Source organism: Streptomyces sp. AHU1 (genome assembly GCF_045343905.1).
Classification (GTDB): domain Bacteria; phylum Actinomycetota; class Actinomycetes; order Streptomycetales; family Streptomycetaceae; genus Streptomyces; species Streptomyces triticiradicis.
Genome location: NZ_CP174283.1, coordinates 4,560,951 through 4,573,844 on the forward strand (window position 1 = coordinate 4,560,951; position 12,894 = coordinate 4,573,844).

At 70.3% G+C, this 12,894-nt stretch carries 13 protein-coding genes and 1 tRNA gene; 10 read left to right on the plus strand and 4 right to left on the minus strand.

Translation table 11 applies throughout. From position 1 onward, the window contains the following. Positions 1 to 137 precede the first annotated feature (137 nt). Both ACICHK_RS20350 and ACICHK_RS20355 read left to right on the plus strand, forming a co-directional pair. Positions 138 to 266, plus strand: a complete 129-nt coding sequence (locus ACICHK_RS20350; protein WP_003999697.1) for a DLW-39 family protein — start codon at positions 138 to 140, stop codon at positions 264 to 266. 288 nt (positions 267 to 554) lie between these two features. Then, positions 555 to 2,042 (plus strand): hypothetical protein, encoded by a 1,488-nt coding sequence (locus ACICHK_RS20355; protein ID WP_406838018.1) that lies wholly within the window; start codon positions 555 to 557, stop codon positions 2,040 to 2,042. A gap of 32 nt (positions 2,043 to 2,074) precedes the next feature. Here ACICHK_RS20355 and ACICHK_RS20360 read toward each other — a convergent pair whose 3' ends face one another. Together ACICHK_RS20360 and ACICHK_RS20365 are read right to left on the minus strand one after the other, a co-directional pair. After that, entirely contained in the window at positions 2,075 to 4,162 is a 2,088-nt protein-coding gene (locus ACICHK_RS20360) for a protein kinase domain-containing protein (RefSeq protein ID WP_406838019.1), read from the minus strand. A gap of 126 nt (positions 4,163 to 4,288) precedes the next feature. Then, positions 4,289 to 4,837, minus strand: coding sequence for a transcriptional regulator (locus ACICHK_RS20365; protein ID WP_037614940.1), 549 nt, complete (start codon positions 4,835 to 4,837; stop codon positions 4,289 to 4,291). Positions 4,838 to 5,018: 181 nt separating this feature from the next. Here ACICHK_RS20365 and ACICHK_RS20370 point away from each other — a divergent pair. Further along, positions 5,019 to 5,091: transfer RNA gene (locus ACICHK_RS20370), tRNA-Ala, on the plus strand. Between the two features lie 481 nt (positions 5,092 to 5,572). Here ACICHK_RS20370 and ACICHK_RS20375 read toward each other — a convergent pair. Then, positions 5,573 to 6,274: a DUF5324 family protein gene (locus ACICHK_RS20375; protein ID WP_151471054.1), complete on the minus strand. Its 702-nt coding sequence runs from the start codon at positions 6,272 to 6,274 to the stop codon at positions 5,573 to 5,575. A 431-nt stretch (positions 6,275 to 6,705) separates the two neighbouring features. Between ACICHK_RS20375 and ACICHK_RS20380 the strand changes: the two genes are divergently transcribed. Both ACICHK_RS20380 and ACICHK_RS20385 read left to right on the plus strand, forming a co-directional pair. Next, positions 6,706 to 7,239, plus strand: a complete 534-nt coding sequence (locus tag ACICHK_RS20380; protein ID WP_406838020.1) for a peptidylprolyl isomerase — start codon at positions 6,706 to 6,708, stop codon at positions 7,237 to 7,239. A gap of 149 nt (positions 7,240 to 7,388) precedes the next feature. After that, complete coding sequence (locus tag ACICHK_RS20385) at positions 7,389 to 8,300, plus strand: rhomboid family intramembrane serine protease (RefSeq protein WP_406838021.1); 912 nt, start codon at positions 7,389 to 7,391, stop codon at positions 8,298 to 8,300. 290 nt (positions 8,301 to 8,590) lie between these two features. On the opposite strand, the gene crgA is transcribed toward ACICHK_RS20385, so the two are convergent. Next, entirely contained in the window at positions 8,591 to 8,845 is a 255-nt protein-coding gene (gene crgA, locus ACICHK_RS20390) for a cell division protein CrgA (RefSeq protein WP_103554277.1), read from the minus strand. Between the two features lie 141 nt (positions 8,846 to 8,986). Between crgA and ACICHK_RS20395 the strand changes: the two genes are divergently transcribed. The 5 genes from ACICHK_RS20395 (at position 8,987) to ACICHK_RS20415 (ending at position 12,812) form a co-directional block, all read left to right on the plus strand. After that, on the plus strand, positions 8,987 to 9,766 hold the full coding sequence (locus tag ACICHK_RS20395; protein WP_406838022.1) for a DUF881 domain-containing protein: 780 nt from the start codon (positions 8,987 to 8,989) through the stop codon (positions 9,764 to 9,766). Positions 9,767 to 9,831: 65 nt separating this feature from the next. Then, on the plus strand, positions 9,832 to 10,557 hold the full coding sequence (locus ACICHK_RS20400; RefSeq protein ID WP_406841272.1) for a class E sortase: 726 nt from the start codon (positions 9,832 to 9,834) through the stop codon (positions 10,555 to 10,557). Between the two features lie 31 nt (positions 10,558 to 10,588). After that, a complete protein-coding gene (locus ACICHK_RS20405; RefSeq protein ID WP_037614928.1) occupies positions 10,589 to 10,750 on the plus strand; it encodes a hypothetical protein in 162 nt (53 codons plus the stop codon). Then, the gene (locus tag ACICHK_RS20410) at positions 10,747 to 11,385 is read left to right on the plus strand and encodes an aminodeoxychorismate/anthranilate synthase component II (RefSeq protein ID WP_151471058.1); all 639 of its coding nucleotides are present in this window, start codon (positions 10,747 to 10,749) and stop codon (positions 11,383 to 11,385) included. Before ACICHK_RS20405 ends, ACICHK_RS20410 begins: the two co-directional genes overlap by 4 nt. Then, positions 11,382 to 12,812 (plus strand): class E sortase, encoded by a 1,431-nt coding sequence (locus tag ACICHK_RS20415; protein ID WP_406838023.1) that lies wholly within the window; start codon positions 11,382 to 11,384, stop codon positions 12,810 to 12,812. Before ACICHK_RS20410 ends, ACICHK_RS20415 begins: the two co-directional genes overlap by 4 nt. The last annotated feature ends 82 nt before the right edge of the window (positions 12,813 to 12,894 follow it).

The following is a 12,894-nucleotide window of genomic DNA, read 5'->3' on the forward strand; positions in this document are numbered from 1 at the left end:
CCGGGTGGTCGCGTCCCGGCCCACCGCCCTGCGTGGAGCGGCAGTTGAGGGCCGATCCAGGTCACCGATCGATATCGGCCGGTGTGTATAGTCGGGCGCCAGAAGTCCCCTACGTCAACGAAAGACGAGGTCGCGCGGTGAAGAAGCTTCTCCTGGTCGCACTGGCCGCCATCGGCGGGCTCCTCGTGTACCGCCAGATCCAGGCGGATCGCGCCGAGCAGGATCTGTGGACGGAGGCGACCGACTCCGTGCCCACGGGTTCGTGAGTATCGACAACAGTCTCGGAGCAGACCCCGGCCGCCTCGCGGTCGGGGTTTTGTGTTCCCCGGAACCCCGAGGGTTCACGGAAGCAATCGAATCGATCGCATAAGCAAAAACTGTCGCGGTTCGGCCGCTTCCTTTCGGCCGCTCCACCGATAGCCCGGGTGCGGCGGTTGCCGACGGTGCAGGATGGTCCGCGCCAGGGAGCTTACGACGGGGGGTGGCGCGTGACGGGGCGGCGCACGGAGGGCCGGCGTGCCGGAAGCCGGCGCGCGAGGTCGTGGCACGGCCGGGTGCTCGTGGCCACGGCGGCGGCCGCGCTGTGCGTGATCCCGGCCCTCGCCGGCCGGGCCGCCGCCGTTCCCGGGACTGCCGACGGGCGGACCGCCGCCGAGGACGCGGGGACGGCCGCCGACGGTACGCCCGGGCCGTACGCCTTCGCCGAGGACGCCGTCACCGTCGAGGGCGCGACCGACACGACCGACTCCGTGCTCCTCCGGCCGGGCCGGACGTACAGGAGCTCCGTCGGAGTCGCGGGAAGGGACGGCAGGCTGTACTACCGTCTCGATCTCGACCCCGTCTCCGGCGCGTACGTCTCCGCCACCGCCGTCCCCCGTCCCGGCACGACGGTCTCCTACTCGGACGGCCTCAAGGTCTCCCTGCAGGACGCCGACGGCCGCAACTGCTCCTCCACCGGAAGCGCCCACTTCGGCGCCACCGAGAGCCCGCACCCCATCGCCGCCTGGGCGTCCCGTGAGACGGGCGGCCGGCAGTACGCCTGTCAGGCGGCGGGAACGTACTACATGGTCCTCGAACGCACAGGGGCGGCGGACGCGGCGAGCGCCGGGAAGGGTCCGGCCGCCACGGAGCCCTCCGCGTCCCGCGCGTGGGACCTGGAACTCGGCTACGTCTCGGAGCCCGCTCTGAAGTCGGCGTCCGGCCCGACGAGCGCTCCTGAGGTCTGGAACTCCGCCTCGCCCGAAGCCCTCGTGGGAGACGCGGTGCACCGCAGCGGCGGCGCCGGGTTCAGCCGGGCCGCCCCGCTCGGCCAGGGAATCTGGAAGGACCGCATCGGCCCGGGACAGACCCGCTTCTACAAGGTGCCGGTCGACTGGGGACAGCAGGTCCAGGCGACCGCGGAGCTCGGCAGCACGAGCCGGGGAGAAGGCTCCGTCGGCACCGCGCTCGTCATGTCCCTCTACAACCCGGTACGGGGTTTCGTCGACGGCGTCGGCGCCGGGTACGACGGCGGCCAGCGTTCCGCCGCGTTCGCCCCCCTGCCTCCCGTCGCCTACGAGAACCGGTACGCGCTCAACGACCGTGTGAGCGGGATGCGGTTCGCCGGTTCCTACTACCTCGTGGTCCATCTCGCCGCGCAGGTCGCCGACCGCTTCGGCGAGGGGCCGTTCGGGCTGACCCTCAGGGTGGGGGTGACCGGAGCGGCGGGGACGGCGCCCGCCTACGCGGGGAGACCGACGCCCCGGGACGTGTTCGCCGTTCCGGCGGCCGGCGAGGAGACGGCCGGCGAGGGGACGGCGGACGGCACGGGCACCGGGGACGGCGGCGGGCCGGGCCGCGGCGGAATCATGAAGCTGGTCGCCGTGGGCGGCATCGGCACCGGAAGCCTGCTGATGCTGACGCTCGGGACGTGGACCGTGGCCGCGCGCCGGCGCGCGGTGCGGACCCTCCGGCCCGCACCGGAGGACGCTGACACGGCCTCGGCCTCGCTGCCGGTGCCGCCACCGGCGTCCTGGGAGCACGGGGCGACACGGGGCCGGTAGCCCACAGGGCCGCTTCCGCGTCCCTCCCGGACTCAGATCTGGGCCAGTGCCCAGAACCCCACCGCGAAGCAGACCAGGGCGAGCAGGAACATCGGCACGGCGACCGCGGCGGGCGGCCCCGGACGCGGCCGTGCGCGCCTTCTCCGGCGTTCCGGAAGCGCCGCGCCCTCGGGCGGGACCTGAACGGACCGGGCGGTGTACGAAGCGGTGGGGGCGTAGGCGTACTGCGGCATCGCGGCGGGCGGCGTCGAGGGCTGGTGGGGGGAGGCCGCGTACGCGGGAAGGGGCGCGGTCGGGGGAGTCGGCGTCGGCGTCTGGTCGAAAGGCTGAAGGCCGGGCGGCGTGTACGCAGGCGGGGGGAGTGGGGCCGAAGCGGGGGGAGTGGACGCCTGCGCGTCCGGCCAGGCCTGCTGGGGCCGCTGATACGGGGACCGGTGGTGAGGAGGTCCGGGCTGCGGTTGCCGCCGGGAGTCGGCGTCGGGCACGGGCCGCGGCGGTGGCAGATGGAAACTTCCGGTGTCCGACATCGAGAACGGCCGGGGAGAGATGCCGGAGGCAGGGTCCTGAGGGGTTTCGTCCGGTGCGCCGGAAGACGGGGCGTCCTCGGGGGCCGGCCGCTCCTGTACGCCGTCGGAGCCGGCCGGGGGATGTGCGTGCTCACGGCCGGACCGAAGCGCGGCTTCCTCGCCCCCGCCCGACTGGGCCGGTGCGCCGTCCCCGGAGAGCCGCTGTCCCGCGGCGACCTCGGCGGAGCTCCGCTCCGTGCCGACGGGACGGGACACCGGGAGCGCGCCCTCGGTACCGAGACCGCGGCCCCTGTCACCCTTCCCCTCCCCGTTCCCGTCCCCGGAGCCGGGAACGGGAACGGGAACGGGAACGGGAACGGACGGGACGACTTCCGGAACGCTCCCCCGCTGCTCCCGCAACTCCTGTGGCTCCTGCGGCCCCTGCAGTCCCTGCGGTCCGTTCAGCCCCGGGCCGGTCTCGGAGCCGGCTTCCTCGTCCGGCCCGGGCGCGGAAGCCGGGACGTGAAGAACACCGGAGCCGTCCGAACCCTGTCCCGGCCCGGGAACGGAGCCGGAGACCGATCCTGGAACAGAGCCGGAGACCGATCCGGGGACCGGTCCGAGAACCGGCCAGGAGCCCGTGCCGGAATCGGTCTCGGGGGCGGCTGCCGCGGTGTCAGGAAGTCCGCGGGAGGACAGAGTCCGTGCGCCTCCCGGCGAGGCGGCCCCCGGCACCAGGGGCCCCGTGGGACCGAACCCTTCGGGCAGCGGCCCGAGTTGGTCGAAGACCTCGATCATCTCGTCGTCGGGCCCCGGCTCGGGCAGCAGCTCGACGGCCGCGGCGAGTGCCTTGCGCGCCCCTGTGGCGGTCCGGAAGCGGGCGTACGGGTCCGGCTGGAGGAGCATCGCCAAGACCTGCCACAGAGGCTCGGGTATGCCCCGTGGGGCGGACGGCGTGCCGTGCTCGGCGAAGTACTCGATCAGCGCCTTGGCGTCGGGCTTGGAGCCTTCCAGGAGGTACAGGGCGACCAGGCCGACGGCGAACAGGTCGGCGGGAAAATCGGGCTCCGAGCCCAGCAGCTGCTCGGGTGCGATGTAACCCGGCGTCCCCACCACGTAGTTGGTCTCGGTGAGCCGTGGCTCGCCCAGCCGCATGGCGATGCCGAAGTCGGACAGACGCAGCCGCGGCCGGCCCGTGCCGGTCGCTTCGAGGAGTACGTTGGCCGGCTTGATGTCGCGGTGCACCACCCCCTCCGCGTGCACGGCGGCGAGACCCGCGAGGAGCTGGTCGGTCAGGGTGCAGACGAACGAGGGGGGCAGGGGGCCGTAGTCGTTGACCAGATGGACCAGGGAGCCCCCGGCCACCAGATCCATGGTGAACAGGACCTTGTCGTCGTCGGCGGCCCAGCTGGCGGGAGCCAGCACATGAGGATGGTCGATCCGCAGCGCCTGTTCCCGCACGAATCGCAGCAGGGCGTGCGCGTCGCTCTGCCGGAGCACCTTGGCGGCCACGTAACGGCGCCGCCGGTGGTCCCAGGCGCGCCACACCGCACCGACTCCCCCGTGCCCGATCGGGTCGACCAGTTCGTACCGGCCTGCGAAGACCTCACCCATGGTCGTACGTCGCTCCCCTTCGGCTGTCGGTCCGGAGACCTCTCCCGAGGTGCCCGGCTGCATGACGTGCGGCGGCTGGAAGGTGTCACTGCCTCCAGCGCCGGGCGGTCGGCGGCCGGGCTCGGCTCAGCTCTGGTGGGACTGGTAGTGCGCGACCGCGTCGGACGTACGGCCGGCGCCGTAGACCCGGAGGAACTCTGCCAGTTCCGGGTGGGTCGGGGCGAGGGTGTCCGCCGCGTCGATGATGTCCCCGGCGGCGGCCACCGAGCGCAGCAGCGACTGGATCTCACGGACCACCCGCTTGACCGTCGGGGCTCCCGAACTGGTCGTGGACTGCGTGGTGTTGCTGAGCACCGATCCCCCCTGGGACTTCTTGATCTCGTCCATCCGCTCGGTCGCCTCGGCGGCGCTGACGCTCCCGTCGGCGACCTGCCCCGCCAGGTCCTGCAGGAGCTGGACGCGCTGGACCACCGCGGGATTGCCGATCTTGGCCCGCTGACCGCTCATCAGCTGCGACAACATGGGTGCGGACAGACCCAGCACCCCGGCAAGACGCGCCTGGTTCAGACCCAGGTCCTCTATGAGCCTACGGAAGAGCGCCCCCAGCGGCTCCCCGTACCAGTTCCGCTGCAGCTCCCGGGCTCTCGCGGTTGCTTCCTGCTGTGCGGCGTCCATTGCGTCTCCCCATCGCTTCCCCAAGTACCGCGGTTCGCGACAGCGAACCACGTCGAGCATCTTACGGAGAGTGGTCGTCCACGGGGACCCCCAATATTTTGCGAGATCCCCTGGATGACCCGGTACTCTGGTCTGCGGCGCCCGTCGACGGATGGTTCCTGTGGTCGGACGCTCCTCTTACGGGGCCTTAGCTCAGTTGGTAGAGCGCTGTCTTTGCATGGCAGATGTCAGGGGTTCGACTCCCCTAGGCTCCACGCACCGGACCGGCCAGACGCCCACAGCGGCGACTGGCCGGTTTTCGTATGTCCGCTTTCGGTCCACGCGCACCCCTGGTGAAGCGGCTCACGGACCAGGACGGCACCCACGCGAGATGCTCCGGTGACGTGAGTCACAGGAGTCGCTTTGCTGTCGTTGCACTTCTTTGCGCAAACGGAATGACCCGCGTGTGACCTGTGGCCTCGCCGCGCGGGCGGCCGGTGCGGTACGGAGGTGCCGACGGGGTCGTCTGGGCCCTTGTGTGAGCTGCCGCGCGGATCGGCGAGTGACCAGTTCGGCACATTCCGTCAACAACACCTTCATGGATGCTGCACACGGGGACCGTTGCAAACGTCATCACGGACCGCCCGGGTAAATCCTCGGGGGAGCGATCGCGGCCCGTGCCGTTGTTCCACGTGAAACATCGCCGCGGGGCAGGAGACCGTCAAGTCTCCTGCCCCGCGGCGATGTTGGCTCCGCTCAGTGGCGGTCGTCGCGCTCCGCCGCCTTCTCCTCGGCTTCCTTGACCTGGACCTCGGGATCCAGGTCGGACTGACCGCTGCCGTCGACCGCCGAGAGGCGTCCTGTCTCGGGCACCTCGGTCGCGGCCGGAGGTTCGACCAGCCAGTCGGGGTTGGCCTGCTTGTCCCACCACCTCCAGGCGGCGAACGCGCCACCCGCCAGGATGCCCAGCACGGCCAGCCCCTTCACGAAACGGCCGGCCCTCGCCCGGCGCTCGTGCTTGCGAAGCAGCTTCTGGATCTCCTGCGGTGTGACCTGGCCGCGCAGGGCGGCGATGGCCGCCACACCGCGCGCAGCCGCCTCGTCCCGGACGGGCTGGGTCGCGGCCACCGCCTGCTCGATCTTCGGCCTGGAGTAGTCGGCGGCCTGGCGAGCCGCCTTACGGGTGCGGACGGCCGCTTCCTGAGCGACCTGGTCGACCTTCGGCGGCACATGGGTACGGGCCTGCTCAATGCGCGGCGCGAGATGGGCGTCGTACTGGACGCGGGCCTGTTCGGCGGCCTGCGACACCTTCGGCGCGAGCCGTACACGCGCCTCGCTCGCGTAGTACGAGGCCCTGTCCTTGGCCGTGTCGGCGTAAGGCGCCACCACTTCCGCGGCGTGCAGCACGCTGTCCTTCGCCGAGCCGGTCGCGGCGCGCACGCTGTCGATGCGGGTCACGGGTTTCCTCCTCCTCGGTGGCGTACGTCGGGGCTACCAGGTACCCCCAAAGACACACAGTTCACCTTTCCACCCTTACGGGGATCATGCCCGCCCAAGGGGGCCGGGGCATGTGAGGGCGGGCATCCGTGTCACGGGTGCCGACTCCCGGAGACTCCCGGTACGGAGCCGGTCAGGTGTCGATCAAGTGAGATAGCGGATCAATACGGGGCAACAGGAGCTTGTCGTCGACAATGCCACGGATCGTCCCGTCCCGCTCCCGTCCCGGCGCGACTCGACCGTTTTTCTGTACACTCGACCGCTTTTCCATACATACGACACCCGTCTCCGAGCCGGTGTCCGCACGTGCGTACGGAGGCGGCGGCCGGGGGCCGAGCGGCCCGGTCCGTGCGAGGATCGGGCAGTCAAGACAAGGCAACGGAAGGCAGATCGTGGCCGAGCAGCTCCACGCCACCCTGAAGACCAGCCACGGCGACATCGACATCCGGCTCCTGCCGAACCACGCGCCGAAGACGGTCCGGAACTTCGTCGAACTCGCCACGGGTGAGCGCGAGTGGGTCAACCCGGAGACGGGCGTGAAATCCATGGACAAGCTGTACGACGGCACGGTCTTCCACCGGGTGATCAGCGGCTTCATGATCCAGGGCGGTGACCCGCTGGGCAACGGCACCGGCGGCCCCGGCTACCAGTTCGAGGACGAGTTCCACCCGGACCTCCGGTTCGACAAGCCCTACCTGCTGGCCATGGCCAACGCGGGCCCGGCCACCAACGGATCGCAGTTCTTCATCACCGTCTCCCCGACCGCCTGGCTGACCCGCAAGCACACCATCTTCGGCGAGGTCACGGACGCGGCCAGCCAGAAGGTCGTGGACGCCATCGCCGGCGCCCCGACCAACCCGCGCACGCACCGCCCGGTCGACGACATCGTGATCGAGTCGGTCGTCGTCGAGACCCGCGCGCGCTGAGCCCGCACGGGCCCGCCCGCCCGCGAGCCCGAAGACCCCCGCAGGGAACCAAAAGCCCCGTTCATCCGTAAGGATGGACGGGGCGGCGCGTTGCGCCCGGACCCGCCGAAACCGCGCGCGAGCCGCCGTACGGAGATTGAGGGGACCCCATGGACCAGCAGTCGCCCGACAGCCCCCAGGGCCCGCGGGACCAGGGACCGCAGGGCGCCCGGGACCTGCCCGGCTGCTACCGGCACCCGGACCGCGAGACCGGTGTCCGCTGCACCCGTTGCGAGCGTCCGATCTGCCCCGAGTGCATGGTCAGCGCCTCCGTCGGCTTCCAGTGCCCCGACTGCGTCCGCGACGGCTCCGGCACCGGCCACTCCCCGGCGGCGAACCGGCCCCGCACCCTCGCGGGCGGCACGGTCGCCTCCGACCCCCGGCTCGTCACCAAGGTGCTGATCGGCCTCAACCTGGCCCTCTACCTCGTCCAGGTCTCGGTGGGCGACGCCTTCACCAGCCGCTTCGAACTCTTCGGCCGAGCCATGCTCTCCGGCGAGGTCCAAGGCGTGGCCGAGGGCCAGTGGTACCGGATGCTGACGTCGATGTTCCTGCACGGCAGCGTCATGCACATCCTTTTCAACATGGTCAGCCTGTGGTGGATCGGCGGTCCCCTGGAGGCGGCTCTCGGCCGCGCCCGCTTCATCACGCTCTACTTCGTCTCGGGCCTCTCGGGCAGCGCGCTCACCTATCTGCTCGCCGGCCCCAACCAGCCGTCGCTCGGCGCCTCCGGGGCGATCTTCGGACTGTTCGGCGCCACCGCGGTCCTGATGCGCCGGCTCAACTACGACATGCGTCCGGTCATCGGCCTGCTGGTGGTCAACCTGATCATCAGCTTCTCGCCCGGCTTCAACATCGCCTGGCAGGCACACGTCGGCGGACTGATCGGCGGTGTGGTGGTCGGCTACGCGATGGTCCACGCGCCGCGCGAGCGGAGGAACCTCGTCCAGTACGGGGTCTCCGCGCTGGTGCTGGTCGTGGTGGTCGTCACGACGCTGCTCAGGACGGCTCAGCTCACCTGAGAGCCCGTTCGGCTCACCTGAGAAGTGATGTTGTCCACAGATCGCGGTGGATCTTGTGCACATGACGCGAGAACAACTGTGCCCCCTGTCACTGACCCGAGTTTTCCCAGGTCAGGCAGGGGGCGAACAGATTTGCGCGGTTCGGTTGACCGGTCATACCGGCGTCAACCTCGGATTAGTTATCCACAGATCGTCTTTCTTTTCCACCTGTGGACAAGTGTTGTGGATAACTCAGTGGACAGCTGTGGGCAGAGCTCGCGCCCGGCCCGTGTCCGTGAGGGTGGGGACGGTCACTTCCACTGCGTGGAGACGCCGAACCCCGCCGCGATGAACCCGAAGCCGACCACGATGTTCCAGTTGTCGAGCGCGTCGATCGGCAGGGTGCCGTCCGTCACGTAGAAGACGACGATCCAGGCGAGACCGATGAGGAACATGGCCAGCATGACCGGTGCCACCCAGGCGTTGCTGGTCAGCTTGACGTTGGTCGCCTGCTTCGCCGGGGGCGGCGTGTAGTCGGCCTTCTTGCGGATACGTGACTTCGGCACGAGGGTCTCTCCTGTCGATGCGCTGCGTGGCCGCGCAGGGAACTGGGGCGGGCTCCGGGGTGGCGTCAAGGGGACTCTGAGCGCTCCCCCGGGCGTCCGTTAGCGTAGTGCTTCCGCGGCGCCGAAGGAGATAAGGGTACGTTGAGCAATTCTGCCGACTCCCCCGGGACACATTCGAGTCCTGGCGGTACGCACCGTTTCCGGCCGGTACGTGTCCTCACGGTGGCCGTCTTCGCCCTCGCGGGCCTCATCTTCTTCACGAGCTTCGACACGGCCAAGGGTACGAACATCCGTACGGACTCGTCCCTGCTGAAGCTCTCCGACCTGATCCAGGAGCGCAGCCGCAAGAACGCGACGTTGGACGAGTCCAACGGCGCCCTGCGTCGCGATGTGGACACCCTCGCCGGCAGCGGGGACGGTGGCGGCGAGGCCGGGGACGCGAAGCTCGCCGGGCTGGAGAAGGACGCGGGCACCCAGAAGGTCAAGGGCGAGGCCGTCACGGTCACGCTCGACGACGCCCCGCCCAACGCGACGGCGAAGCTTCCCGGCTACCCGGAGCCGCAGCCCGACTACCTCGTCATCCACCAGCAGGACCTCCAGGCGGTGGTGAACGCCCTGTGGCAGGGCGGGGCCAAGGGCATCAAGGTCATGGACCAGCGGCTGATCTCCACCAGTGCCGTGCGCTGTGTCGGCAACACCCTGATCCTGCAGGGCCGCGTCTACTCGCCCCCCTACAAGATCACCGCGGTCGGGGATCCGGCGAAGCTCCAGAAGTCGCTCGCCGCCTCCCCGGCGATCCAGAACTACATGGTGTACGTCAACGTCTACGGGCTCGGCTGGAAAGTCGAGGAGAACGGCACGGTGACTCTTCCCGGCTACTCGGGCACAGTGGATCTCCACTACGCGAAGCCCGTCGAGTAGTCCCGGACCTCGCGGAGCAGTGGGCGAAGCCTGGGAGCGAGCTGCCGCCGGAGGGCCTTGTGTCGGTGCGAGTGGTCGTCAGGACGATCAGTGAGCTGTGCCTGACCGTCGGCACCCTGATCGTGCTCTTCGTGGTCTACGTGTTGTTCTGGACGGGGGTCAAGGCCGACAGCGCGATGAGCCACCAGATCGACGTGCTCCAGGAGCAGTGGTCGAAGGGGGCGGTGAACGGGGCTCCGGAGACCCGTCCGGACGCTTCGAAGGGCGCGGGCGGCGGCGGTGGCGCGGCCACCGGGAGCCCGAAGGCGCCGGGCCCCTACGAGTACGGGGGCCCGTTCGCGGTCATGTACATCCCCAGGCTCGGTTTCACGTGGAACAAACCCGTGCTCGAAGGCACGGCCACGCAGGTGCTGAAGGAAGGGCTCGGCCACTACCGGGGAACCGCCCGGCTGGGCCAGGAGGGCAATTTCTCCGTCGCCGGTCACCGGCGTACGTACGGTGATCCGTTCAAGGACTTTCCCCAGCTCCGCCGGGGTGACGCGGTGGTGCTGACGGACGGGACGACCTGGTTCACGTATCGGGTCGACAAAGGCCCGTACAAAACAGTGCCCTCCGACGTTGAGGTGATCGACCCTGTGCCACGTAAGTCCGGGTATACGCGTCCGGGGCGCTATCTCACGCTGACCACGTGCGATCCGGAGTGGGGGCACAGCCATCGGTTGATCGTCTGGGCACACCTTGATTCCACACAGCCTGTGGAGGCAGGGAAACCGGCGGCTCTGCGCCGTTAGTCTGTTGGCGTACGGCGACGGAAGGGACGGCATGTACGGCTGGATCTGGCGGCATCTGCCGGGGAGCGTATGGGTGAGGGCGCTGATCTCGCTCGTGCTCGTCCTGGCGGTGGTCTACGTGCTCTTCCAGTACATCTTCCCGTGGGCCGAACCGCTGCTGCCCTTCAACGATGTGACGGTGGACAACCAGTGAGTACGCGCATCCTCGTTGTGGACAACTACGACAGCTTCGTCTTCAACCTGGTCCAGTACCTGTACCAGTTGGGCGCGGAGTGCGAGGTGCTGCGCAACGACGAGGTGTCGACCGCGCACGCCCAGGACGGTTTCGACGGTGTGCTCCTGTCCCCGGGGCCCGGCGCCCCCGAACAGGCCGGTGTCTGTATCGACATGGTCCGGCACTGTGCCGCGACCGGGGTCCCCGTCTTCGGTGTGTGTCTCGGGATGCAGTCGATGCAGGTGGCGTACGGCGGTGTGGTCGACCGGGCGCCCGAGCTGCTGCACGGGAAGACGTCGCTCGTGGAGCACCAGGGCAAGGGCGTCTTCGCCGGGCTGCCGTCGCCCTTCACGGCGACCCGCTACCACTCGCTGGCGGCCGAGCCGGGGACGGTTCCGGCCGAGCTCGAGGTGACCGCCCGTACCCACGACGGGATCGTCATGGGTCTCAGGCACCGTGAACTGCCGGTCGAGGGCGTTCAGTTCCACCCGGAGTCGGTGCTGACCGAGCACGGTCACCGGATGCTCGCCAACTGGTTGCTCGAGTGCGGCGACAAGGTGGCCGTGGCGAGGTCGGCGGGGCTCGCCCCGGTGGTGGGCAGGGCCACGGCGTGACCGCGCTGCGCCCCGAGCGCGACAGCTCCCCCTACGGCGGCGAGGCCGCGTACGGGGGTGCCGGCGCGTTCGAGGCGGCGGTCGGAGGACTCGCGGACCCGCTGACGGATCCGCTGCCCGGCCAGGGACAGGGCGTTCCGCAGCAGGGCTACGGCCACGGCGGGTACGGGCCCGACTGGTACGCGGCTCAGCAGCAGGAACAGGCGGCCCAGCTGCAGGCCGCTCAAGCGCAGGCCGCCCAGGTGCAAGCGGCCCAGATGCAAGCGGCCCAGATGCGGGCCGCTCAGGCGCAGGCGGCCCAGGCGTACGCCGTCCAGGCCCAGGCGGTCCGGCCGCAGACTCCGGCACAGGCGATGCCCTACACGCCGGCCGCGGCACCGTCGTACGCGGACGAGTACGAGCGGACGTACGCCCCGCCGTACCAGGAGCCCGCGACCCCTCATCACCGCGGACCGGCGGCCGCCCCGACGGCCGCTCCCCTGGCGGAGCCCCTCGTGCCGGGTCCGCCGCGGGACGACGAGACGGTCGCGCTGCGTCTTCCCGGATCGCCCACGCGGGCGGAGCGCCGTGCGCGTGCGGCCGACGGCGGGGCCGTCCCCGTCTCCGGAGGCCGTGCGGCCCGCCGTAAGGCCGCCAGAGGCCGCGGACGGCACGGAGGGGAACAGGACCCCCAGGAGTCCCAGGAGACGGCTCAGGGGGCCGCTGGGAGCCCCCGGAGCCGGATGGACGCCCGGCGCGCGGCGCGGGCGTCGAAACCCGGCACGGCGGTTCTCGTGAGCCGGATGGTCGGAGAGGTGTTCATCACCACCGGCGTGCTGATGCTGCTGTTCGTGACCTATCAGCTGTGGTGGTCGAACGTGCGGGCGCACCAGCAGGCCGGCAGCGAGGCGAGCAGCCTCCAGCAGGACTGGGCGGACGGGAAGCGGAATCCGGGGACGTTCTCGCCCGGGCAGGGGTTCGCCATCCTGCACATCCCGAAGCTGGACGTGGTCGCGCCGATCGCGGAGGGCATCGACAAGAACAAGGTCCTCGACCGCGGCATGGTCGGCCACTACGGGGAGGCGCCGCTCAAGACGGCGATGCCGAACGCGAAGACCGGCAACTTCGCGCTCGCCGGGCACCGCAACACCCATGGCGAGCCATTCCGTTACATCAACCGCCTCAAGCCGGGCGACGAGATCGTCGTCGAGACGCAGGACGACTACTACGTCTACAAGATGGCGTCGATCCTGCCGGTGACGAGTCCGAGCAACACGAGCGTGCTCGATCCGGTTCCCAAGGGCTCGGGTTTCACCGGGCCGGGCCGCTACATCACACTGACCACCTGCACACCGGAGTTCACCAGTAAGTACCGGATGATCGTCTGGGGCAAGATGGTCGAGGACCGGCCGCGCAGCAAGGGCAAGCCCGACGCGCTGCTCGGCTGAGGACGGACGCCGCCGCACGGACGGACGTGGGTGCGGGTGCGGGCGTGACGTGCACGAGAGACAACCTGAGACAGACCAGACG